Consider the following 24,100-nt stretch of genomic DNA (forward strand, 5'->3'; position numbering starts at 1 on the left):
TACGCAGGACTTGGTTAGACTACCACGGTCGACCCAAACTGAAGAGGAGATAGTGCTTCAATGGGCGGGAAACTGATTGTCAGAATTGCGGAGCTCGAGATCGAGCCCGACCAGCTTGAAACCTATCGCCTCCTATTGACTGAGGAGATCGAGGCCGCCGTCGCACTCGAGACTGGCGTTCTGTCGCTAAGCGCGGTTTCCATCAAGGGCAGTCCCCATAAGATCCGAATCCTGGAGGTGTACGCCAACCAGACGGCCTACGAAGCGCATCTGCAGACACCGCATTTCCTCAAATACAAGAACGCAACCGCCGGGATGGTGACGTCCCTGACGCTTATCGACGTCGACCCCATCACAATGCGTGGCAAATTATGAACTGGGACGACGTCCGCATCTTTCTGGCTGTCGCCCGTACCGGTCAAATCCTTGCCGCGTCAAAGCGACTGGGTCTCAACCACGCCACGCTCTCGCGGCGGCTTACCTCGCTGGAAGAGGCGCTGCAGAGCCGCCTTTTCGTTCGCCGCACAAACGGCTGCGAACTGACGGCAGAAGGCGAAGTTTTCCTTGCGTCGGCGGAGCGGATGGAAACCGAGATGCTCTCCGTGCAGGCCAATCTCGGTCGCACCGATACGGCGATCGCGGGGTCCGTGCGTGTAGGGGCACCTGACGGTTTCGGCGTTTCCTTTCTCGCGCCAAGGATGGGGCGCCTTATCGAGCGCCATCCAGAACTGAAGATCCAGCTTGTACCCGTACCACGCTCGTTCTCGCTCTCGCAGCGTGAGGCTGATATTGCGATCACTCTGGAACGGCCTGAACAGGGTCGCCTCGTCTCAGCCAAGCTCACCGACTACACGCTCGGTCTCTACGCCTCTCGAAGCTATGCCGACCTCAACGGCCTGCCTTCCGATGCAGAGGGCCTGAAGCAGCACCGACGGATAGGCTATGTCGAGGATCTGATCTTCTCCCAGTCGCTGAACTTCACCGGCGAGGTGATGCGCAACTGGAACGCCGCCTTCGAGATTTCTTCGGCGACTGGCCAAACAGAAGCCGTGCTTTCGGGTGCAGGGATCGGCATCCTGCATGACTACATTGCCCGGCAGCATCCCGAATTGGTGCGCATTCTGCCGGATATTTCGATCCGGCGATCCTATTGGACGACATTTCACGAGAGCGCGCGCGAACTCGTGCGGGTACGCACGGTTTCCGATTTCCTTCAGGAACTCGTCGCCGCCGAGCGCCACATATTTCTATGACATCGGTTCAACATCAGGTCAGTCGTCGCGCTTCTCGGACTCGTCGCTTGTCTGCTGCTTGTCCGAGGCAATCTCGGCCGCGCGCACAGGCATGCTGTCGACAATGGCAAGCAGTTCACCCCTCGAGATCGGCTCGCTGACTTTCAGCTTAACCGTCCCGTCCTTGCCGACGAGAAAGGCCGCAAACTCTCCGGCCGCTGGATCCCCCAACTCGCTCGCGATCGCTGTAGCATCCAGACTTTCACCAGCCCCAAATAGCACCCTGACACTGCCGCCGGCAATCTTGAGAATGACCATATCGCGGTTCTGCAAGGCATCGCGGTCGGCAAGCAATTGGTTTTCCTGGCGAGCAGCCCGCGCGTTTCTCCTGTCGGGGAAGATGACTAGGACGCGGTTGCGCCACTGGAACTGCTCAAGGCTCGCAAGCGCGGAATAAGCCTCGTTGCCTTCGTCCACCTTGGTTGCACCGTAAAGAAGCGTTTTCGACATGCACATTTCTCCTGTAGACCGAACGTCCAAGGAGACATGACGGTTCCATGCGCCAACGCATCGCTCAGCTGCGCCATGATTTCCGCAACTGCCACAAGGCACCAAAGAGGACGAGCAACAGCGGGATGGTGCCGTAGGACAAGGAAACCTGTGCCAATTGATCCAGCCTCTGTGCAGGTGCATCAACCGCCGCAGCGTCCTGTCTAAGGCTTGAGCCGAGGCTATAAGCGGCACGCGAGACCGCTGCGAAAACGATGATCAATCCGGCGATGTCAACGAAGCGGGCGTGGACGCGCATGCCATCGAAGACGACGGTCGCAAGACCGCATAGAAATGCAGCAGGCAGAAGATAGGCGGCCCCACCCAGCAGCTGGAAATCCCCCAGAACGACGTCGTCTGTCTCGCTCGTGAAGCTGATCTTCAGGATCGGCAGCAGGACTGCGAGAACGGAAAGGACGGCAAGTGCGCCGCGCTTCATAATTTCGTTCAAATCAAGTCGCGTGGCGCCAATGCGACGAACCCGGCTCATTCCCCTCTCCCCGATACAGCAAACCGCCGCAGCGCGCAGGCGCTCGGCTCATTCGAGGGACATTTGCTATGAAGTTGCTAACGCACCGCACAACCAGCGACGGTAAAACTACCCTTTGCGGGTAAAAGCGTTCAGCCGGGTCGGAGAGGAAAGTTAAAAAGAAATGAAGGAAGGTCGTTTCAGGCGGTTTGACGGGGGCAAGGCCAGGCGGGCAGTTGCCTGCCCGGCCCTGAGATTATCTTCACATCGGAACAAATGATGAGACCGGCACCTGCAATGCAGAGGCGATCCGCTTGAGCTTGGCGGGATCCGCATCCTCACCGCTCTCGATTTCCTCAATCTCATTGACAACCAGACCGCAGGTTACTGCGAGGTCATCGACGCTATAGCCGACGGCCTCTCGAGCGGCACGTACAGCAGCGGCTACATTCATGGCCGAAACGGCGGTAGCCTTGGATGCATCCAGATTGCTGAGCGAAATGGACATTTACGTCTCCTTCTGAAATCACTCTGAATTAGCCCCCGGCGAGAAAATGGCACTCTCGATCACGATTTGCAATGCAGTATGGTTAATCCGTGATCGACGAGAGCCCAACGACGGGAGTTCGAACAAGTTGGCAAAATCTGATTGCCCTTTGTAAGCAAAGCAGTTTTGCCGGCCCACCTGATGGCGCCGACAGAGGCGTCCACACGCCAAAAAAACGTCTCGCACGCGGCGATTTGTCACCTATTTTCCGGCATTCGCACCGGTTTCGAGACGAATCACCGTGACCTAAATCGGGCGAATGAAACCGCCATGCAGACAGCTGAGCCTCGGGTCAGGACACGGGAAATCGCAGCTAGCGCCGGAACCAATCGGCCTCCACAAATGACCGTACTAAACGTTCCGGCAGTCCGCGATCCCTTTTGGTGGCCCGTTCCCCGCGGATCGATTTATTAGCAAAGAATGAACAAGGGGTGGCAGGAACATGGCCAAACCTCGTCGATATCGCGATATTGTCTTCTATCTATGTCTAATTCTTTGATGGCGCACGTACAGAGCGAGCAATTCTTCAAATTCAACGCACGAGGCGCGCGTCCAATGTCACAGGAGCTTCATTCTAAGGGAATAGACCCGACTAAGGATTAGCCCCAAGAGGAGCCGGCGATGACAATAGTTCAGGTTGAAGAACATCGTCGTGATCGCGCCAACACTCCACTTGAGGCAACAAGATCAGGAAAGTGATTGCTCTACCTGTGTTCTCGGTACCGCTGTGGCGCATATGCACTCAAGCGAGACCTGAGCAGACCGTCTTTTTAAATCGTGCCACAAACGTTGAGGGTGAACGTCCATGAACAGTATAACCGACAACAACTATTCCGACTGGCTCGAAGCCGAACTGGCCGACACCATTGACGAGGACTACGAGCTGGAGCTTTCCGAGCCGGCGCTTTCCGACGCGATCCGCAAGATCTACCGCAACGCCCATCCGGCGTCGGTTCCCCGGCTTGACTATTTTCGCGCGCTACTTTCGCTGCAGGCGGAACTGATCAAGCTGCAGGATTGGGTGGTTTACAACAAAGAAAAGGTTGTCGTGATCTTCGAGGGCCGCGACTCTGCCGGAAAAGGCGGCGTGATAAAACGCATCACGCAGCGCCTCAATCCGCGCGTCGTCCGCACCGTCGCCCTGCCAGCGCCGTCAGACCGCGAGAAGTCGCAATGGTACTTCCAGCGCTACGTGCCCCACCTGCCTGCCGGTGGCGAAATCGTGCTCTTCGACCGCTCCTGGTACAATCGCTCGGGTGTTGAGCGGGTCATGGGATTTGCGACTGAGGACCAGGTCGAGCAGTTCTTCAACGACGTGCCGGAATTTGAGCGCATGCTCGTTCGCTCGGGCATCCGGCTCGTCAAATACTGGTTCTCGATCACGGACGAAGAGCAGCAGATGCGCTTCCTCGTGCGCATTCACGATCCCTTGAAGCAGTGGAAGCTCTCACCGATGGACCTGCAATCGCGAGTCCGCTGGGAAGGCTACACAAAGGCGAAGGAAGAAACCTTCGCGCGCACCAACATTCCGGAAGCTCCGTGGCATATCGTGGAAGGCAACGACAAGAAGCGGGCACGGCTGAACTGCATCGATCACCTACTGCATCAAATTCCTTACACGGACGTCCCGCACGAGGAGATCACGCTGCCGAATCGTGTCTTCAATCCGGATTATGAGCGCAAGGTGCTGCCGCCGGAGCTTTACGTGCCTTCGAAGTATTGATTGGGAAACCGGTCCCGTGGGCACGTGCAGGCCGCCGTGCTCGCTTCATCGACCCGCATTGTTCCGAAGCAGCATTACTTGGGTAAGGTGAGAGCATGACCGTTTTCGCGCGAGCTGACGACTACGGTGAAATGACATCTGCTGTAGGAAGAAATGGTACGGTTGGGTGGAGTTGAACCACCGACCTCAGGTGCCACAAACCTGCGCTCTAACCAACTGAGCTACAACCGCACAAATCGCGTCTGCCGCGACGGGGGTCACATACGAGGACTTGAAAATTAATTCAAGCCCTATCTCTCCCCAATATACAAAAAGGCCGGACAAATGGTCCAGCCTCTTCGTGTGTCCTGTCGAAAATCAGGCCGCCTTGAAGGAGGCCATGACCTTTTCAGCAGCTTCCTTGGAAGGCTTGGCAAGTTTTTCGGCAACCTGCTTGGAGGTTTCCTGCATGGTCTTGGCCTGCTCGATCGTCAACTCGACCTGCTTACGCAGGAAGGTCGTCTGGAGCTCGACGAGTTCGGCGACCGACTTGACTGCAAGCAGCGCTTCCATGTGGGTCAGCGAGTTTTCAGCGTTCGTGCGCAGAGCGTCGATCGCCTTGTGGCCGATTTCGACAGCGCCGGCCTGGGCGGTCTGAACCGTTGCCTCGAGCGTCTTGCTTGCTTCTTCGCCGGCGGTCTTCATCTTCGTGTAGGCTTCACGCGACTGCTGTGCGCCCTTTTCCGCGAAGTCGCGGAAGGATTCGGTGAACTTGGAAGGATCAAATGACGACATTGAAAAAACGTCGTCCATCTTTATGTTAGCCATTGGTTTGCGCTCCTTTTGCCTCGGCATGCGTGATGGCCTCGTAGGTTAGATGTCCATCATATAGCGCAGATTCTTGTGCATTGCAATATGTTTGTGCGACGCACAACGCGTTAACCTTTCCAGCCGAAAGCCGGGCTCTGTTCTGGACCCCGTTCCGGGCTATCGTTATTAATAGACTATTAATTTTCACGATGACCGAAGCCGAAGGTTCGATCATGCCCGCAGTGCAGTATCCGTTCATCGACATCGCCGTGCATCCCCGGGTGCGGGAACGCTTTTCGCGTGGCGAAGCGATGGTCCTGCTGTCGGCGGATCTCGGCCACGCGCTCTGGGCAAACGGCGCCGGCGCCGAACTCTTCGGGCAATCGGCCGTCTACGACCTGCTGGACCAGGGGATAGACCGAGCCGACATCACCTTCCGCCAGTTGGAGGTAACAGCGCGGCAGCTCGTGAATGTCGGCGACAGCCGCAACTTCATGATCCGCATTGCTCGTGGCTTCCAGCGCGTTCCGGTTCAGGCAACGGTGGAACTGATCCGCCTTGCATCCGGGGAGCGCGCCGTTCTTCTGTCGCTGCCAGTTGCGACCAACGCCCTGTCGATAACGGCATCCGCCGAACAGATGCTCCGGGGCCTCGACGATCCAGATACGCATATGGCAGTTATCGGCGCCGACGGGGAGATCATTGCCGCCTCGCCCGGCTTTGCCTCGCTGGGTGTCACGCAGCAAACCGCCAAGACAATGACCGCGCTTGCAGGCAATCATGCCGACCGCTTGGCGAAGCGCCCCGTTGCGACCGGCAAAGGCTACCTTCCGGCGGCTGTCGGGCGACTTAGCGACGAGCCGGCGCTCCATCTCCTTTTCGCCGTCGAGACCGTCATCGGTCACCTCGATCCGATCGACCCGCCGGCGCCTGAAGAAGACTTATCCACAGCCGCCGTTAACCATATTGCGCCTCCGCAGGCCGCGAACTTCGTCGACGCGATCGATGCCATTGCCGGCATTGAAGACATGGAAGAGCCTCCTGAAGAGGAAACGCATGAGCGCGATGCGGCAGAAGCGGTGACCGCCGAAGCCGCAGCAATCGCGGAAGAGGCGTTGGACGCCGAGCCAGCCCCCGAAGAGATCAACCACGAAGACCAAGCGCTACTCGCCGCAGCGGAAGAGGCCGGACAGCCCTCGCTCGTCGAAGCGCCAACCGCGATCGAGACCGCGCCGGAAAGCCTGGCGGACGAACCGGCTGTGGCTGCTCCGGACGAGGAAGCAGCGTCCGCCGCGGTCGAAGATGGCCTGGCGAAAGCACCAGCGCCCGAAACCGTCGATGCCGACGTCGTCAACGAAACGGAGCAGTCGGAGCCAGACCCGGGGATGGCCTCCAGGAAAGGTGCCTTCGTTTTCAATCCGAACAGTCGTGCCACGCGTTTTGTCTGGAAGATCGACGCAGCGGGACGGTTCAGCGAAGTGTCGAACGAATTTGCCGAAGCCGTCGGGCCGCATGCCGCTGATATCATCGGCACGCCGTTCAGCGATATTTCCGCGCTGTTCAACCTCGATCCGGACGGCAAGATCAGCGAAGCCCTGGCGCGGCGTGACACCTGGTCCGGCAAGACGATCAACTGGCCGATCGAGGGAACAAGCCTGGCTGTGCCGGTCGATCTCGCGGCCCTGCCCACTTATACCCGAAGCCGGGAATTCGACGGTTTTCGCGGCTTCGGGGTCGTGCGCCTGTCCGATGCCGCCGAAGATCCTTTGGCGCTCGGCCTGACGCTTGGCCCGAACGGCATCATCAATGACGTGGCCGCACTCGATCAGCGGGCCGAAGCCTCTGAAGACACGGTGTTGTCGGCGCTCGCCGATGACGTGGCGACCGGCGAACCGACGGTGGCAGAAACGGTCGCCCCGGCTTCCGAGCCGACTGCTGACGAGGCTGCGACCACACAAGCAGGCATTCAGACGACGTCCGAACCGACCGAGCCGCAGCCAGCTACCGAGCCGCCGGCCTTGCGGATCGTCGAAAATCCGAGCCGCCGGCTAACTGACAAGATCGTGCAATTGCACGGCGTCGGCCCGCAGCTGACCTCCGCCGAACAGGCAAATTTCCGCGAGATCGCCAAGCGTCTCGAAGCCTTCGGCGTCCGCGAGCCGGAGCCGCGCGACGATGAGCCTGTGGCGAACGAAACCGAGGAACGCGACATCGCGACAGCGGAAGCCCCGACCGCGCACCCCGATGAGACAGTCGCTCTCGGGGATGATGCGGTCGATGTGCCGCCGGAAATTGAAGGCGCTGAGGAGGCACGGGCTGCAGCCGACGGAACCGAGGCGGCGGACGACGTGACCGAAGGGCTGGAGGAAACCGTCAGCCAAATGGACATGCTGGCGAGCTTCATTCCGCCACGCGCGAAAATGGGCGTGGGCCTATCCGCCGTTACCATCGACCAGTTGCCTGTCGCCGTCCTCGTGCATGCGGGCGACCAGTTGATCCACGCCAATCCGGAATTCATGCGACTAACCGGCTACCAGACGCTGGAAGCGCTGAGCGAGGTCGGTGGCATTGATGCGCTGTTACAGCGCTCGGAGCTAGAGGGGAGCGCCGGCCGCGCCGGCACGATGATGCTGGTAACGGTCGATGATAGTCTTGTTCCGGTCACGGCGCGGCTGCAATCCATTCGCTGGGAAGAAAGCAGTGCCTTAATGCTCGCACTGATGCCCGCAGCGAGTGACGCCGCAGTTCCTGCGCGCCCCGTTGCTCCGGCGGAACCTCGTTCCTTCGAAAGGATGCTGGAGAAGGTCGCCAAGCTGCAGGTGGAAGTCGAGGAACTGCGTTCGATCCTGGAGACGGCAACGGACGGTGTCGTAGTGATCGGCGCCGAGGGCGACATCCGCTCGATGAACCGTTCGGCAAGCGCACTGTTCAACTACGACGAAGACGAGACCCGCGGAAAGCCCTTCGTCATGCTCTTTGCGCATGAGAGCCAAAAGGCCGTGCTTGATTACCTTGGCGGCCTGTCGGGTCATGGGGTCGCAAGCGTGCTCAATGACGGCAGGGAGGTCATTGGCCGTGAAGCCGCTGGCGGTTTCGTGCCGCTCTTCATGACAATGGGACGGCTCACCTCCTCCAGCGGCTACTGCGCGGTGATCCGTGACATCACCCAGTGGAAGCGCACTGAGGACGAACTGCGTAGCGCCAAGAGCGCAGCGGAGACCGCCAGCGAGCACAAGACGGACTTCCTGGCACGTGTCAGCCATGAGATCCGCACGCCGCTCAACGCGATCATCGGCTTCTCCGACATGATGGCGACCGAGCGCTTCGGGCCGATCGGACACCCCCGCTATGTCGAGTATGCCAACGACATCGGCCGGTCCGGACGCCATGTCCTCGATATCGTCAACGATCTGCTGGATATCTCGAAGATCGAGGCCGGCGAAATGGACCTGGATTTCGGCGCGATCGATTTGAACGAGGCGGTTGCTGAGGCAGTCTCGCTCCTTCAGCCACAGGCCAACAGCCAGCGTGTCATCATCCGCACGGCCCTGTCCCAGGCCGTGCCTGATGTCGTCGCCGACCTTCGTTCGATAAAGCAGATTGCCCTCAACATCCTGTCAAACTCGATACGGTTTACGCCGGCCGGTGGACAGATTGTCGTCTCCACGTCCTATGAGGCAAACGGCAGCGTCGTCTTGCGGGTTCGCGATACCGGCGTCGGCATGACCCGGAGCGAGCTGGATCAAGCCATGAAGCCGTTCCGGCAGGTCTCCGCACAGTCGCGTCACCGGGGCGACGGCACAGGGCTCGGCCTGCCGCTGACGAAGGCGATGGTCGACGCCAACCGAGCAATTTTCGCGATCAGCTCCGCGCCCAATGAAGGCACGCTGGTCGAGATCGCCTTCCCGTCGCAGCGCGTCCTGGCAGGCTGAACGAAAAAAGGCAGCCGAGAGGCTGCCTGAGAGTTCGGGTGCTGTTCAACAAGGGCTTAGTCAAGCTAACATCATGTTTTGGGAGCCGAAGGCTCCGGCTGCCTCGTTCATATGCAGCCCCAAGTTGGATTTACTTTTGACCAACGTTTCTTAACGAAAGGTTGCCGCAGCCCTCAATCTCTCAAAGGTAAAAGCTTGTAATCAGTGGTGCCGTCCGTCGGTCAGACGCGCAGCTCCGCAAGCTCCGCGAAGAGATCGAGCGCCTCCGGATTGGCGAGCGCCTCCTTGTTCTTTACCGCCCGACCGTGAACGACCTCGCGAACCGCCAGCTCGACAATTTTCCCGGACTTGGTGCGGGGAATATCGCTGACGGCGATGATCTTTGCGGGCACGTGGCGTGGTGAAGCGCCTGAGCGAATGCGGTTCTTGATCGCCTTCGCCAAGTCGTCGGTGAGAACGACACCGGGAGCCAAGCGCACAAAAAGAACCACGCGGACATCGTCATCCCATTCCTGGCCGATGCAGAGCGCCTCCGCAACTTCGTTCATCTGTTCGACCTGGTTGTAGATCTCAGCCGTGCCGATGCGGACGCCGCCTGGATTGAGCGTGGCGTCAGACCGCCCATGAATGATGATGCCCTCGTGCTCGGTCCATTCTGCGAAGTCGCCGTGGCACCACACATTGTCGAAGCGTTCGAAGTAGGCTGCCCTGTATTTGGCGCCATCAGGATCGTTCCAGAACATCACAGGCATCGACGGAAAGGCTTTTGTACAGACGAGCTCACCTTTTTCTTGGCGAACCGGCTGGCCCTCGTCGTCCCACACATCCATGGCAAGGCCGAGGCCCGGCCCCTGGATTTCGCCGCGCCAGACGGGCAGCAACGGATTGCCGAGGACGAAGCAGGAGACAATGTCCGTGCCACCGGAAATGGATGCGAGCTGCACGTCTTCCTTGATGCCTTCGTAGACGAAGGAGAAGCCTTCGGGCGAGAGCGGCGATCCGGTCGATGTCATCAACCGAAGGCTGGAGAGGTCGTGACTGGTGCGCGGTGTCAGCCCGCTCTTGCGCACAGCGTCGATATATTTCGCCGACGTCCCGAAAACAGCAAATTTCTCGGCAGCCGCAAAATCAAAAAGGACGTTGCCGTCGGGCGCGAATGGCGAGCCGTCGAAAAGGCAAAGCGTGGCGCCGGCCGCCAGGCCGCTCACCAGCCAGTTCCACATCATCCAGCCGCATGTGGTGAAATAGAAAAGCTTCTCCCCTGGCTGAACTCCGCAATGCAGTCGGTGCTCCTTGAGATGCTGCAACAATGTGCCGCCAGCGGAATGCACGATGCACTTCGGAACGCCGGTCGTTCCCGACGAGAAAAGGATATAAAGGGGGTGCAAGAATGGCAGGCGGGTGAACTCGACTGCACGCGCTTCGAACGGCGCGATGAAGTCTTCCAGCGTCTCGGCGGCAGATGTCTCGTTGACGACCGCAGCGGCATCGCCGGCATAGTGGACGACGAGGCATGGTGTGCCGAGCTGCTTTGTTACGGTCGCCACCTTGGCCTTCACGTCCTGCAGCTTGCCGCCATACCAATAGGCGTCGCAGGCGATGAAAAGCTTCGGTCCGATCTGACCAAAACGATCAAGGACGCCCTGCTCCCCAAAGTCAGGCGAACATGACGACCAGATCGCGCCGATCGACGCGGCCGCCAGCATGCATGCCACCGTCTCCGGCATGTTGGGCATCATTGCGGCAATCCGATCTCCGGATCCTATACCCATTGCCTTGAATGCCTGTTGCAGCCTGGAAACGAGGCCACGCAACCGGTCCCAGCTCCAGCGATCGGCAGCTTTGTCTTCCCCCCGAAAGATCAGTGCGTCACCCGCGCCTTCCGCGGAAAGCAGGTTCTCGGCAAAATTCAGGGTCGCATCGGGGAAGAAACGCGCATCGAGCATGATGTCGCCATTGAGCAGCGCGCGAGTTCCGGGCTCGCCCTTGACGCCACAGAATTCCCAGACCGACGTCCAGAACCGCTCCCTCTCGGCGACCGAAAAAGCGTGCAAATCTTGGTAGCTTGCCAGGGACAGATCGAAGTCGCGATTGCACTGCTGCATGAAGGCGTACATCGGGCTCGCTTCAACCGATGCTCGCGAAGGCACCCAGAGTGGCTTATCGTCGCGCATTCGACACTTCTCCTATTTGCTTGCCTGTATACCATGCAATATCAGCTTATAAAGGTACTAACGAACCGCGCCGGCAGCTCGCGTTTGCAAGCAGCCGGCATTTGATATATCCGGCATTTCAGAGCATTAAGGGCCGGCGACGGCCGAAATACTGGCGGAATTCATGGGTACGTCAAGACGACCGCGATGGCAGAGGAAAATCAGGCCCGTGTCGCGCTGGCTGCCGGGCTTCGCGCGGCTTGCCACGATTATCCTGCTCGTTTTCCTGTCGATCTTCGTCGCGCTTCGCGTCGCCGGCCCTTATCTGATTTCCACCGGCCTCGTGCGCTCCGGCATCGAGGATGCACTCTCCAAATGGGCCGGCTATCGCGCAGAGATTGCCGGCAAGCCGGTGATCGAGTTCTGGCCGACGCCTCGCATCACCCTCAACAAGATCTCGGTTCACCAGCAGGGCGATGGGAACAGGCTTTTGGGAACCATCGAAAGCCTTTCCGCCGAGTTCAGCCTGATCGATGCGATCAGGGGGCGCGCAAGCTTCCACGAGTTCCATCTTCTCCGCCCCACTTTGCAACTCACCCGTGAGAGCAACGGCGTGATCGACTGGACCAATGAGGGACTTCTGGCAAGGGCGATTGCTGGTGCACGCGAGGAGGGCGGACGAGAAGTTCTCGACAAGAAACTGGATGCCGCTGTCGGTGCCATCACCGTTGAGGATGGGACGGTCAATGTTGCCGATGTCGCAAGCGGAAGGACTTTTCGCTTCGACGGTGTGACCGCCGATGTCAGCTGGCGCAAGCTATCGAGTCCGATTACCGCCGTGCTGATCGCGCGGACGAGCGGACAGGACCTCAAGCTCGATTTCTCATCCCCCAGCCCGCTGCTTATCTTCGGTGGCAACAAGGCCGAAATGAGCGGATCGCTCACCTCGAGCCTGCTCACGGCACGGTTCCAGGGTTTGGCGAACATTTCGCACTTCTTCGATCTTTCCGGCAACATGTCCCTCAGCATCGGCGATCTGCCGGCACTTTTGACCTGGGCTGATCGTTCATTGCCTGTTCTCGCGACCCTGAAGAGCTTTTCGATCGAGACCGATGTCGCTTCGGTTTCGAACGGGTTTCGCTTCGACAATGTCAGCATGAGCATGAATGGATCGAATGCGAAGGGCGTAATGGACGTTGCCTTTCCGCCAGGCAGACGCGCCAAGCTTGGCGGCACGCTGGCTTTCGACCAGATGAATTTCCGGTCGCTCTTCGACGCGTTCATCCTTCGCCTGGCCGCAGGTGAAGCCAACGGGCCGCCGGATGGCGGCGCCTTGCAGAAGCTGGATCTCGACCTCCGGCTTTCCGCGAAACAAGCGCTGATCGAACCTTTCATGCTGTCGGATGTCGGGGCCAGCATCATCGTTTCGAGCAACGAGGCAAAGTTCGACATCGGCGACGGTCAGTTCGAAGGCGGGGCGCTATCCGCTCATCTAGAGGCGATGCGCGGTGACTTTGACGGCGGCGGCAAGCTGCAGCTGTCGATCCGGGGAGCCGACTTCGCCGGCCTGATCGAGCGGCTTCAGCTCAAGGGACCGCTTCCCCTTACGACCGGCTCCCTCGACATGTCGCTCAAGACATCCGTACCGCTCTGGAAGGTCGGCGCTGGCGACGTCACTGGCAGGATCGCTTTCCACGCGCGCTCGGGCTCGCTTCCGGGCTTCGATGCTGAAGCAGTACGCGAAGAGGCCACACGGGCCGACTTCTTCCCCTTGAACGCGGTATCGCACCGAGCCTTCGCCTTCGACAGTTTCGACATCGTCGCCGATCTCGCAGATGGCGCGGCGACGATCCATGGTGGACGGATCGAGGGACCGCAGCAGACGATCATCCTTTCCGGTGTCATCCCATACCGATCGAATGGATTGGCGTTGTCGGGCACGATCGAAGCGACAGATCCGACTGCGTCGACGAGCCTCCCGCCGCTGCCGTTCTTCGTTGGCGGCGCCTGGCCGGAGCCTGTGATCTCGCCTGCGCCCGTCACACAGCAGGGATCGACCAAGTAATCACAGCGCGTTTGCCGCCGCCCGCTCGTCGCGCTCACGCTGCAATTCGCGGCGCTTCGTGATGGTGGAGGCGCAGATCACACCAATCGCCACGATGCCGATCAGAATAGTGCAGACCGCGTTGATTTCGGGCGTCACCCCGAGACGGACCTGGCTATAGATTTTCATCGGCAGCGTCGTCGCCCCGGGACCCGAGGTGAAGCTCGCAATGACGAGGTCATCGAGTGACAATGTAAACGCGAGAATCCAGCCGGAGAGCACCGCAGGCGCAATGATCGGCAGCGTGACTTCGAAGAAAGTCCTAACCGGCGGCGCGCCGAGATCCTGTGCCGCTTCCTCGATCGACCGGTCGAAGCTCAACAGTCGCGACTGCACGACGACGGCAACGAAACACATGGTCAGCGTCGTGTGCGCCAGCGTGATCGTCCAGAAGCCGCGATCAAGGCCGATTGCCACGAAGAGCAGCAGAAGCGACAGGCCCGTGATCACCTCAGGCATGACAAGCGGCGCATACACCATGCCGGAAAACAGCATGCGCCCGCGAAAGCGGGTGTACCGCACCAAGGCGATCGCCGCGAGCGTTCCGAGAATCGTTGCCGCGGTGGCTGAGAGGATACCGACGCGGATCGTCACCCAGGCGGCATCGAGCAAAGCCTGATTGTGCAGGAGGGAAACGTACCATTTGGTCGAGAAGCCTCCCCAGACGGTCACGAGCTTCGACTCGTTGAAGGAAAACACCACCAGAAGAACGATCGGCAGGTAGAGAAACGCAAAGCCGAGCGCGACGGAGGCGACGTTGAAACGGGTCCATCTCAGCATGTCTATCTCCCCTGCTCGTCGGCCTTGGCCTGCGCGTTCTGGAAGAACACGATCGGGATCACCAGAATCAGCAGCAGGATCGTCGCCACGGCCGAGGACACCGGCCAATCGCGATTGGCGTTGAACTCGTTCCACAACGTTTTGCCGATCATCAGCGTCTGCGATCCGCCAAGGAGATCCGGGATAACGAACTCGCCGACCGCGGGGATGAACACCAGCATGCAGCCGGCGACGACGCCCGGCAGTGACAGCGGGAAAGTCACCCGCCAGAATGCGCTGATCGGCGTGCAGCCAAGATCCTGCGCAGCCTCGATCAAGGTGCCATCCATCTTTTCCAGCGAGGAATAGAGCGGCAGGACCATGAACGGCAGATAGGAATAGACGATGCCGATATAGACCGCGACATTCGTGTTAAGGATGATCAACGGCGTATCGATGACGTGCAGCGATAACAGCAGCTGATTGAACAACCCCTCCGGCTTCAGGATCGCGATCCAGGCGTAGACACGGATCAGGAAGCTCGTCCAGAACGGCAGGATGACGAGCATCAGAAGCGTCGGACGGATGCTGCGTGGCGCCTGGGCCATGCCGTAAGCGATCGGGTAGGCGATCAACAGCGTCAGGAACGTCGATACTCCGGCAATCACGAGGCTCGATATGTAGGCGTTCACATAGAGCGGATCATCGATGAGATAGCTGTAGTTGTCGAAGGAGAAGGTGCCGACCTTCTCCCAGAACCCTGCCCAGCCGTCACCAAGGGAAAAGACCGGCTCGTAGGGAGGCATGGCGATCGCCGTCGTCGATAGCGATATGCGGAAGACGATGAAGAACGGCGCCAGGAAGAACAGCAGCAGCCAGACATAGGGGACGATGATGACCAGGCGATTGTAGACTGCGGAACCGAGCTTGCCCATGGTTCAATCCTTGAGGAGGACGCCGGCATCCTCGGCGAAGGTGATCCAGACTTCCTGGTCATAGGTGAAAGGATCGTCAACCGCGCGCTGGGCATTGAGAAGCGAGGCCTTGACCACCTTGCCGCTCTTGAGCTTCACGTGGAAGACCGTCATGTCGCCGAGATAGCCGATATCCCACAGCTCCCCGGAGGCTGCGTTCACCTTTGGATTGGCTGGCGGCTTGCGTGAGACCTTCAGCTTTTCCGGACGGATCGCAAAACCGACCGAAGACCCCATGGCCGGCTTTTCGGGGGTGATGACACTGATCGAGAAATGCTCGTCGACGGCGATCTCGACGGTGCTGTCGTTGGCGCTCGCGACCTTGCCGTCGAAGATGTTCACGTCGCCGATGAAATCAGCGACGAAGCGGGAGTTCGGCGCTTCGTAGATCTCGGCCGGCGTCGCGACCTGGATGACCTTTCCGTGGCTCATGACCGCAATGCGGTCGGCCATGGTCATTGCTTCCTCCTGGTCGTGCGTGACCACGACGAAGGTTAGACCGAGGTTTTGCTGCAGATCCATGAGCTCGAACTGCGTTTCCTCGCGCAGCTTCTTGTCCAGCGCGCCGAGCGGCTCGTCGAGCAGCAGCACCTTCGGCCGCTTGGCAAGGGAACGCGCCAGAGCCACGCGCTGACGCTGGCCGCCTGACAGCTGGTTCGGCTTTCGCGTGGCGAACTTCTCGAGCTTCACCATCTTCAGCATCTGCAGAACGCGCTCGGCGATCTCCTCCTTCGGCATGCCATCCTGACGCAGACCGAAGGCGATATTCTTTTCCACTGTCATATGCGGAAAGAGCGCATAGGACTGGAACATCATGTTGACGGGCCGCTTGTACGGCGGCGTTCCGGCGAGGTTGGTGTCGTCGAGGACGATTTCACCCGAGCTTGGCTGTTCGAAGCCCGCAAGCATGCGCAGCAGCGTGGATTTTCCGCAGCCGGAAGCCCCCAGCAGGGCAAAGAACTCGCGGTGATAGATGTTCAGCGACAGGTCATCAACGGCTGTGAAGTCGCCAAACCGCTTCGTGACATTGTTGAACGATATGAACGGCTTCGATGCAGGGTCTGCCCACGGCGCAAAGGAACGGCGGATATTGCCAAGTGACTTCATATTGTGCCCCGAAAAGTCATTTTTGAAAGCCGGCTTCCCCGAGACCGGCATAGAAAGAAAAGGCCCGGGCGTTGCCGACCGGGCCTGATTTAAATTACTGGCCGGTGACGACTTTCGTCCAGATCCGGGTCGCTGTGCGTTGCGTTTTCGGATCCCATGGGGTGACGCTATAGAGCTTCTTCATCACGTCCTCGCTCGGATAGACCGACGGGTCTTCGAGGACTGCCTTGTCGATGAACTGCTGCGACGCCTTGTTGCCGTTGGCATAAAACACGTAGTTGCTGGCCTTGGCGATGACTTCGGGCTTCATCATGTAGTTGAGGAATTCGTGCGCCTCAGCAACATGCTTGGCATCCGCCGGGATCGCCATCATGTCGAACCACATCTGCGCACCCTGTGACGGAATGGAGTAACCGATCTCCACGCCGTTCTTGGCTTCGGTCGCGCGGTTGGCAGCCTGGAAGATGTCGCCGGAGTAACCGAACGCGATGCAGATGTCGCCGTTAGCCAAGGCGTTGATATATTCCGAGGAATGGAACTTGCGAACGAAGGGCCGTACCTTTTCCAGCAGTTCGCCGGCCTTCTGCAGATCGGCCGGCTTGCTCGAATTGGGTTCAAGTCCGAGATAGGTCAAGGCCGACGGCATGACGTCCTTCGGTGCATCGAGGACATAGATGCCGCAATCCTTGAACTTTTCAGCAACTTTTGGATCGAAGATTGCTTCAAGGCCCGGTGCCTTTGCGTCGGGTCCGAGGACTTCAGCAAGCTTCTTCTTGTTGTATCCTATCCCGTTGGTGCCCCACATGTAGTCCACCGCGTATTCGTTACCGGGGTCATACATCGCGGTGCGCTGCTGGATCATATCCCACATGTTGGAGAGATTCGGCAGCTTGGATTTGTCGAGCTTCTGGAAGACACCGGCCTGAATCTGGCGCTGCAGGAAGTCGCCGCTCGGCACGACCACGTCGTAGCCCGTGCCGCCGGCCAGCAGCTTGGTTTCAACCGTCTCATTGGAATCGAAGGTGTCGTAGACGACCTTGATGCCGGTTTCCTTGGTGAAGTCTTCGAGGATGGAGCTGTCGATATAATCCGACCAGTTGTAGACGTTGACCACCCGCTCCTGCGCAAAGGACGGCGCAGCGGCGAACGCGAGCACAACGGCGCTCGCTGCAAGTCTTGCGATTGTTGACCTCATGATATCTCCTGTCTTCTTCTTCGCTTTGCGGCGCCGTTTCACGGACGCCCACCCTCTGGTTTTGCAACCAGACTAGAAAGCTTTTCAGAAGCCGACAAGCGCAAAAACCTGCAGTCTCAATCATTTCACAGTCATTGGAAATCGAAGCTGCTGAGGCCTGCAACCATCTCATCGAGGCCCAGCGGCCGTGTGACAGGCGGCTCGGCGCGCGCAAGGCAGCCGCGCCGTTCGCAAAGGCGGCAAGCCGGTCCGATCGCAACCGGCTGCTGCGTCGTTGCAACCTGGCCGTAGACCGACGCTTCGCCGGCAGCAGTTTCGCAGCCGATCAGCAAGGCGGTGCGCCTGATGCGCTCTCCGAACGCGGTGTTTGGCCCCTCAAGTGTCCGAGAGACCGTAAGGTAACTGCCGCCATCCGGCATTTCGACCGTTTCGGCAAGGATCTGGCCGGGCTGCAGGAAGGCGGCATGAATGTTCAGCTTGGGACAGCCGCCGCCGAAACGCGAATGCGGGAAGCCGTGCGCTCCAGCCCGCCGCAGCCGGTGACCAGCCGCATCGATCTCGATCATGAAAAAGGGAATGCCGGAGGCACCCGGCCGCTGCAGCATGACCAACCGGGCTGCCGCCAGCGCATAGGAAACGCCGAAGCGGGAACGAAGGATATCCACGTCATACCGGCTGCCCTGGGCCGCAGCAAGAAAGGGTGCATAGGGCATCGCGAGCGCCAATGCGCCGTAACGACAGAGTTCGAAGCGCGCTATCCGCTTCGCCTCTGGCGTCGACAATGCCAGGCCATCGAGTTCCGCAAGGATCGCATCGCGCAATGCCAGCGTCGCGACCTCAATCGCGATCTCATGCGCCTGGTCGGCCGGCGACAGGCGTTCGGAAACGAAGAGCCGCATCGAGTGCCGATCGAAGCGACGCCGAAGATCCGGCATGACGTGAACCGGAAGGACACGGACGCTGATGCCGCGCTCCGCCCGCAGCCACTCCCTGAACGCGACCGGGAGATCGCGGGTTTCCGAAAAACGCGCCGAGAACGTCTCGGCGGCCTCTTCGAGTTCGGGGAAATATGCCGAGCGCCGCTCCAGAACATCGCGGACCTCGTCGGCCGGAAGTCGCGCACCGGCAAGCGGCATCTGCCCCGCACCTGCCGTCAGCGACGTCAGGTCAGAGAGGCGGCTGGCCTGCTCACTATAGGCGCGGTAGAGTTTGATTATGCCACTTGCCGCATTGGGTGCAGCTTCCGCGACCTCCACGAGTTCCTGATCGCCGGGAAGTTCGCCGGCCAGCAGCGGATCCGCAAAAATCTCGCGCAGTTGGTTGAGGCTGCCGCCGCTCTCATCCTTCAGCTCCTCCAAATCAACCTTATAGACCGACGACAGCTTCAGCAGCAATTGCACGGTGAGAGGCCGCTGGTTGCGCTCGATGAGGTTGAGATAGGACGGAGAGATGCCAAGCTCTTCGGCCATCGCAGACTGCGTCAAGCCGAGGCCGTTGCGAATGCGCCGAACCTTCGGTCCCGCAAAAATCTTGCGCTCCGCCATGTGACAATCCTTTACAAGATACCGACCAACCGGAATTTACAATACTTTACAAATTTACAGAGCGCCTATGTCAAAGACTTTGCATCCTAACTTGTTTCTGATGGCTATTCCATAGATATCTCTGGCTTTTCACGGAAACTTGTAAATTCTGTTAATCATCCAAACCGACCACATAATCTGCAAGGGAGCATGAGATGACAGAATTTGACAAGCTGCACCGGGACCTTCCGGCAGGACGCTTCAACGGGGTCGAGCGTCCCTACTCGATCGACGACGTCAAGCGTCTGCGCGGCTCCGTGGAACTGCGCTATACACTCGCGGAAATGGGCGCCAAGCGACTATGGCAGCTTCTGCATCAGGATGATTTCGTCAATGCGCTCGGCGCGCTTTCGGGCAATCAGGCGATGCAGATGGTCCGGGCCGGTTTGAAGGCAATCTACCTCTCCGGCTGGCAGGTCGCTGCAGACAGCAATACCGCTTCGGCCATGTATCCGGACCAGTCGCTTTATCCGGCAAACGCCGGGCCAGAGCTTGCCAAGCGGATCAACCGGACCCTGCAGCGCGCCGACCAGATCGAAACATCAGAGCAGAACGGCCTCTCCGTCGAGACCTGGTTTGCGCCTATCGTCGCTGACGCAGAGGCAGGCTTCGGAGGCCCGTTGAATGCCTTCGAGATCATGAAGGCCTACATCGAGGCAGGTGCGGCCGGTGTCCACTTCGAGGACCAGCTGGCGTCGGAGAAGAAGTGTGGCCATCTGGGCGGCAAGGTCCTGATCCCGACCGCGGCGCATATCCGCAACCTCGATGCGGCTCGCCTCGCCGCCGATGTCATGGGCGTTCCGACGCTCGTCATCGCCCGCACGGATGCGGAAGCCGCCAAGCTGCTCACATCCGATATCGACGAGCGCGACCAGCCCTTTGTCGATTATGATGCGGGTCGCACGGTCGAAGGCTTCTATAAGGTTCGTAACGGGCTCGAGCCGTGCATCGCCCGCGCCGTCGCCTACGCGCCGCACTGCGATCTCATCTGGTGCGAAACCTCGAAGCCGGATCTCGAGCAGGCCCGCCGCTTTGCCGAAGGCGTCCACAAGGTGCATCCCGGCAAGCTGCTCGCCTACAACTGCTCGCCGTCGTTCAACTGGAAGAAAAACCTCGATGACGCGACGATCGCCAAGTTCCAGCGCGAGCTCGGTGCGATGGGCTACAAGTTCCAGTTCATCACGCTGGCCGGCTTCCATCAGCTGAACTTCGGCATGTACGAGCTCGCTCGAGGCTACAAGGACCGGCAGATGGCTGCCTATTCCGAACTGCAGCAGGCGGAGTTCGCGGCCGAGGTCAACGGCTACACCGCGACCAAGCATCAGCGCGAAGTCGGCACCGGCTATTTCGATGCCGTTTCGATGGCCATCACCGGCGGACGTTCGTCGACCACGGCAATGAAGGAATCCACCGAACACGCACAGTTCAAACCAGCAGCAGAATGATCGCACCAAGGAGGAGAATGCCATGCCTACGCTTGCACGCGTCAAGGAACGCGCTGAAGAACAATCCACCTGCATGACCCCGGACCAGCAGACGATGATCCGCATGTTGGCCAACGACCTGCACCGACTGAACCAGTCGGTCATGAAAGCGGTCGATGCCGGGGTTTCCGTCGAGTTGGTTCGCTCGGCAAGGCATCATGGCGGCGACGGGAACTGGGGAGACCTCTTGATCCCCGTCATCGTCGCGGGCCGCAACTGAGACCACGGGCGCCCTAGCTTCGGCTGGGGCGCTTACCCGCAAAGAGATCGACGTAGCTCTTCAGCAATTTCGTCATGCGATCGGCAACGGTCCGGATTTCCGGCCGGTGCCGATCCTCGTTGTTCATGACGATCCATTGCCGGTGGCGCAGTTCCGGCAGCTCGCCACCGAGACGCTGCAGTTCGGGATCGAGATCGCCGACGAAGCACGGCAGAACCGCCTTGCCCGTCCCTGCTCTCAGCAATTCCAGAAGCGAGCGCGGCCGGTTGACGGTCGCAACGATCGAGCCGGCAGCGTTGCGATGCGGCCAACGCAGATAATTCGAGATCGCATCCTCTTCGGCGACGGCGACCCATCGCTCATCGGTGCCTTCGGCATTGCGTCTCGTATAAACAGCATAGGCAACCTCGCCGAGCAGGCGGGCGGCAAGGTTGCTTTCTTCCGGTTCGAAGGCGCGGATACCGATGTCGCTTTCCCTGTAGTTGAGGTTGGCGCGCGCTTCGCCAATGGTCAGCGAGACTGCGAAGGCATCGCCAGGCTTGCGGACCGCCGCAAAATTCTCCGTCAGAAGCCACGCGATCCAAGTGCCGGCCGCGATCCTCACCGTTGCGCCGACGCTGCCCGCCTGCCGCCAGGCATCGACCTTGCGCGCTGCCGCCTCCATGTCCTGTAGATGGTCCAGCAGTACTTGGCCGTCCATAGTGAGGCTGTAGCCCGTCTGACTGCGGACAAAGAGAGCCTTGCCGATCTCATGTTCCAGATCGAGCATGCGACGGCCGATCGTCGCGGGGCTAAGGCCGCTCGATGCGCTGGCACCGGTCAGCCCACCAAACCGGGCGACCTGAAGAAAGAGCTGAAAAGAGTCCCACTGCGTGTTTTTCATAGACGAAAAACATAGTGAGATAACTCGCGTTTATAAAGCAGATTTTGAGGGATAGTTAAGGCGATGCCCCACACGGAAGGACATCGTCATGATTACCCCAATCGCCATTGCGGAAATTGCAGACATGCTCAACGACAGCCGCGACAAGTATTCGGCACGAGCCGAAAACGAATTCTATGAAAGCTTTGGCAGCTCCCGCATGGTCCGGGTCGCGGCCTTCGTCACATCCTTCGGAATCTCGGTCAAAACACTTCTCGCCAGGGCACCCGGTGTCAGTCTGAACGGGAAGATCAGGCCGCCTGCCTTGCGCGGCCGTAATCCGAAGTGGCTTCGAAGCGGAACTGCTGAACCAACGCCATCAGCGCATCCGCCTCATTGGCAAGCTGGCGGCTTGCCTCGGTCGTTTCCTCGACCATTGCGGCGTTCTGCTGTGTCATCTGGTCCATCGCATTAACGGCACCGTTGACTTCCTGCAGAGCAGCCGATTGGTCCTGGCTTGCTGTCGCGATCGTTTCAACGTGACCGCTGATCGCAATGATCTCCTGACTGATCGCGGCGAGCACCGAGCCTGTCTTCTGCACAAGGCCGGACCCGGTCATGACTTCCCGCGTCGACTTCTCAATCAGGCCCTTGATTTCGCGCGCTGCGTCTGCGGAACGCTGCGCAAGCTCACGCACTTCCTGTGCAACGACCGCGAAGCCCTTGCCGGCCTCACCGGCGCGTGCCGCCTCGATGCCAGCGTTCAACGCCAGAAGATTCGTCTGGAACGCGATGTCGTCGATGACTTCGATGATCTGCTCGATCTGTTTCGAGGCCTCCTCGATGCGATCCATCGCCGCGACTGTGTCGCTGACCACGGCGCCTGAGCTATCGGCGTTCTTCTTCGTCACGGATACGGCGTCGTTCGCCTCGCGCGCTCTCACCGCGGAGGATTTGACTGTTGCGGTGATTTCCTCAACGGCAGCTGCGGTTTCTTCGAGATTGGCGGCCTGCGCTTCTGTGCGCTTCGAAAGCTCGTCGGCGGAAGCCAGCATGGCTCCTGAATTGGTCTGGATCGAAGCCGTGTTGTCACGAATGCGCGCCAGCGTTTCCTGCAAGCGAACAAGCGACGCATTGAAATCGACGCGAAGCTGCTCCAGGCGACCGACGAACGGCGTCTGGATCGTCTGAGAGACATCGCCCTGCGCCAGGCGTCCCAAGCCGGCCGCGAGTTGATTGACGGCGAAGTCGATCTGCCCATCGAGCGCACGCTTCTCGGCATCGTTGCGGGCGCGCTCGTCATCGCTGAGCTGCCGCTGTTCGGCGGCCTGCATTTCCAATGTCTGGCGGGCACGGGCGTTGTCCCGGAAGAGAGCCAGAGCGCGTCCAATCGCGCCGAACTCGTTCTGTTTCTCCACACAGGGAACTGGTCCGTCGAGATTTCCTGCAGAGATCGTGTGGATGGTCGCGGTCAATGCCTCCAGTGGCTTGACGGACGCGCGGATGGCGAAGTAGGCGACCACGCCGACCAGCAACAACACCGCTACACCAGCGCCTGCCACCAGCATCAGCAATTGCTGCAGGCTGTTGTAATAGACTTCCATCGGGATGCCGATGAAAAGAATGCCGACGTTTGAACCGGTTGCGTTTTTGATCGGGAAATAGCCCGTCATGAACTTCCGACCGAACAGCTCTGCCGGGCCGTAATAGGCTTGGCCCTTGGCCAATGCTGCCTGCGCAGGATGATCCGCGGCGAGCTTCGTGCCGACGGCGCGGTCGCCGTTTTCCTTTTTCACGTTCGTAGAGACGCGGACGTAGTCGCTGTCCTGGTGTTCAAAGACCGTGGCAACACCTGCAATCGACTGCGCGGTGCGATCGACCAGAACATGATCGCTGAGCGAGGGAAGTTTATCTTCAGTCACCCCGGCAAGCTGGTTGTTGCTGACGTCAATCTTCACGGTGGCGTCGCTTGCGCCGTAGAGGACCGCCATGGTCCGGCTTGCGTCCTTTGCGTCGGAGACGGCGCTCGCCATCACGTAGGCGCTCAGATTGTAATAGGTGACACAGACGATCGCCGCGGCGCTACAGACGAGTAATACAAGCGTGATGGCAACAATCTGACGTACGATGGAAGCCGAGAACAAACGCAGCATGGATATCCCCAGAGACATGAGCCTCGCAGGGTAATTCGAAAAATTTAAAGAAAATCTTCAAAAAATTGGCAATCGTCAAAAAATTTGAAATTACCTCGCCCCAAAATTAAGGGCTTCCGCGCAGGCGCGATAGGTCGAAATCGGCATAGGGGGCGATCTTATTTGATCGCTCCCCTGCCACACCACCCGGCATGCGGGTCCGCACCGGGCGGTTCGAGGGATTGAGGTTATGCGAGCCTGGGCATTCCGAGTTGGTCGGCCCATT

19 protein-coding genes and 1 tRNA gene are annotated in these 24,100 nt (G+C 59.6%); 7 read left to right on the forward strand and 13 right to left on the reverse strand.

Annotation, left to right across the window (positions count from 1 at the left end):
* Nucleotides 1-60 precede the first annotated feature (60 nt).
* Together ATY80_RS23375 and ATY80_RS23380 are read left to right on the forward strand one after the other, a co-directional pair.
* Nucleotides 61-375 carry a putative quinol monooxygenase gene (locus ATY80_RS23375; protein WP_088694684.1) on the forward strand — a complete coding sequence of 105 codons (315 nt, stop codon included), beginning with the start codon at nt 61-63 and terminating at the stop codon, nt 373-375.
* Nucleotides 372-1,253 (forward strand): LysR family transcriptional regulator, encoded by an 882-nt coding sequence (locus tag ATY80_RS23380; RefSeq protein WP_088694685.1) that lies wholly within the window; start codon nt 372-374, stop codon nt 1,251-1,253. Before ATY80_RS23375 ends, ATY80_RS23380 begins: the two co-directional genes overlap by 4 nt.
* An 18-nt stretch (nt 1,254-1,271) precedes the next feature.
* Here the strand turns inward: ATY80_RS23380 and ATY80_RS23385 are convergent, their stop codons facing one another.
* The 3 genes from ATY80_RS23385 to ATY80_RS23395 form a co-directional block, all read right to left on the reverse strand.
* Entirely contained in the window at nt 1,272-1,742 is a 471-nt protein-coding gene (locus ATY80_RS23385) for a DUF4174 domain-containing protein (protein ID WP_088694686.1), read from the reverse strand.
* 64 nt (nt 1,743-1,806) lie between these two features.
* The gene (locus tag ATY80_RS23390; protein WP_088694687.1) at nt 1,807-2,271 is read right to left on the reverse strand and encodes a hypothetical protein; all 465 of its coding nucleotides are present in this window, start codon (nt 2,269-2,271) and stop codon (nt 1,807-1,809) included.
* Nucleotides 2,272-2,512: 241 nt separating this feature from the next.
* Complete coding sequence (locus ATY80_RS23395) at nt 2,513-2,758, reverse strand: helix-turn-helix domain-containing protein (protein WP_007796787.1); 246 nt, start codon at nt 2,756-2,758, stop codon at nt 2,513-2,515.
* 844 nt (nt 2,759-3,602) lie between these two features.
* Between ATY80_RS23395 and ppk2 the strand changes: the two genes are divergently transcribed.
* A complete protein-coding gene (ppk2, locus tag ATY80_RS23400) occupies nt 3,603-4,520 on the forward strand; it encodes a polyphosphate kinase 2 (RefSeq protein WP_088694688.1) in 918 nt (305 codons plus the stop codon).
* Nucleotides 4,521-4,674: 154 nt separating this feature from the next.
* Here the strand turns inward: ppk2 and ATY80_RS23405 are convergent.
* A tRNA-His gene (locus tag ATY80_RS23405) sits at nt 4,675-4,751 on the reverse strand.
* A gap of 126 nt (nt 4,752-4,877) precedes the next feature.
* Entirely contained in the window at nt 4,878-5,327 is a 450-nt protein-coding gene (locus ATY80_RS23410) for a phasin (RefSeq protein WP_088694689.1), read from the reverse strand.
* Nucleotides 5,328-5,542: 215 nt separating this feature from the next.
* On the opposite strand from ATY80_RS23410, the gene ATY80_RS23415 reads away from it, so the two are divergent.
* The gene (locus tag ATY80_RS23415; RefSeq protein WP_088694717.1) at nt 5,543-9,241 is read left to right on the forward strand and encodes an ATP-binding protein; all 3,699 of its coding nucleotides are present in this window, start codon (nt 5,543-5,545) and stop codon (nt 9,239-9,241) included.
* A gap of 221 nt (nt 9,242-9,462) precedes the next feature.
* Here the strand turns inward: ATY80_RS23415 and ATY80_RS23420 are convergent, their stop codons facing one another.
* A complete protein-coding gene (locus ATY80_RS23420) occupies nt 9,463-11,415 on the reverse strand; it encodes an acetoacetate--CoA ligase (RefSeq protein WP_088694690.1) in 1,953 nt (650 codons plus the stop codon).
* Between the two features lie 163 nt (nt 11,416-11,578).
* On the opposite strand from ATY80_RS23420, the gene ATY80_RS23425 reads away from it, so the two are divergent.
* Complete coding sequence (locus ATY80_RS23425) at nt 11,579-13,459, forward strand: AsmA-like C-terminal region-containing protein (protein WP_088694691.1); 1,881 nt, start codon at nt 11,579-11,581, stop codon at nt 13,457-13,459.
* Here the strand turns inward: ATY80_RS23425 and ATY80_RS23430 are convergent, their stop codons facing one another.
* The 5 genes from ATY80_RS23430 to ATY80_RS23450 all read right to left on the reverse strand — a co-directional run bounded on the left by ATY80_RS23430 (nt 13,460) and on the right by ATY80_RS23450 (nt 19,077).
* Nucleotides 13,460-14,278, reverse strand: a complete 819-nt coding sequence (locus ATY80_RS23430; protein ID WP_088694692.1) for an ABC transporter permease subunit — start codon at nt 14,276-14,278, stop codon at nt 13,460-13,462.
* 2 nt (nt 14,279-14,280) lie between these two features.
* Entirely contained in the window at nt 14,281-15,192 is a 912-nt protein-coding gene (locus ATY80_RS23435) for an ABC transporter permease subunit (RefSeq protein ID WP_088694693.1), read from the reverse strand.
* A 3-nt stretch (nt 15,193-15,195) separates the two neighbouring features.
* Entirely contained in the window at nt 15,196-16,338 is a 1,143-nt protein-coding gene (locus ATY80_RS23440; protein WP_088694718.1) for an ABC transporter ATP-binding protein, read from the reverse strand.
* Nucleotides 16,339-16,432: 94 nt separating this feature from the next.
* Nucleotides 16,433-17,533 (reverse strand): polyamine ABC transporter substrate-binding protein, encoded by a 1,101-nt coding sequence (locus ATY80_RS23445; RefSeq protein WP_088694694.1) that lies wholly within the window; start codon nt 17,531-17,533, stop codon nt 16,433-16,435.
* 131 nt (nt 17,534-17,664) lie between these two features.
* Nucleotides 17,665-19,077: a short-chain fatty acyl-CoA regulator family protein gene (locus ATY80_RS23450; RefSeq protein ID WP_088694695.1), complete on the reverse strand. Its 1,413-nt coding sequence runs from the start codon at nt 19,075-19,077 to the stop codon at nt 17,665-17,667.
* Between the two features lie 194 nt (nt 19,078-19,271).
* On the opposite strand from ATY80_RS23450, the gene aceA reads away from it, so the two are divergent.
* On the forward strand, nt 19,272-20,561 hold the full coding sequence (gene aceA, locus ATY80_RS23455) for an isocitrate lyase (protein WP_088694696.1): 1,290 nt from the start codon (nt 19,272-19,274) through the stop codon (nt 20,559-20,561).
* Between the two features lie 22 nt (nt 20,562-20,583).
* Nucleotides 20,584-20,820: a hypothetical protein gene (locus tag ATY80_RS23460; RefSeq protein ID WP_088694697.1), complete on the forward strand. Its 237-nt coding sequence runs from the start codon at nt 20,584-20,586 to the stop codon at nt 20,818-20,820.
* 13 nt (nt 20,821-20,833) lie between these two features.
* Here the strand turns inward: ATY80_RS23460 and ATY80_RS23465 are convergent, their stop codons facing one another.
* Both ATY80_RS23465 and ATY80_RS23470 read right to left on the reverse strand, forming a co-directional pair.
* Nucleotides 20,834-21,703: a LysR family transcriptional regulator gene (locus ATY80_RS23465; RefSeq protein WP_088694698.1), complete on the reverse strand. Its 870-nt coding sequence runs from the start codon at nt 21,701-21,703 to the stop codon at nt 20,834-20,836.
* Nucleotides 21,704-21,993: 290 nt separating this feature from the next.
* Nucleotides 21,994-23,835, reverse strand: a complete 1,842-nt coding sequence (locus ATY80_RS23470) for a methyl-accepting chemotaxis protein (protein ID WP_088694699.1) — start codon at nt 23,833-23,835, stop codon at nt 21,994-21,996.
* Between the last annotated feature and the right edge of the window lie 265 nt (nt 23,836-24,100).

It is taken from the genome of Rhizobium sp. R711, from assembly GCF_002211365.1.
Classification (GTDB): domain Bacteria; phylum Pseudomonadota; class Alphaproteobacteria; order Rhizobiales; family Rhizobiaceae; genus Rhizobium.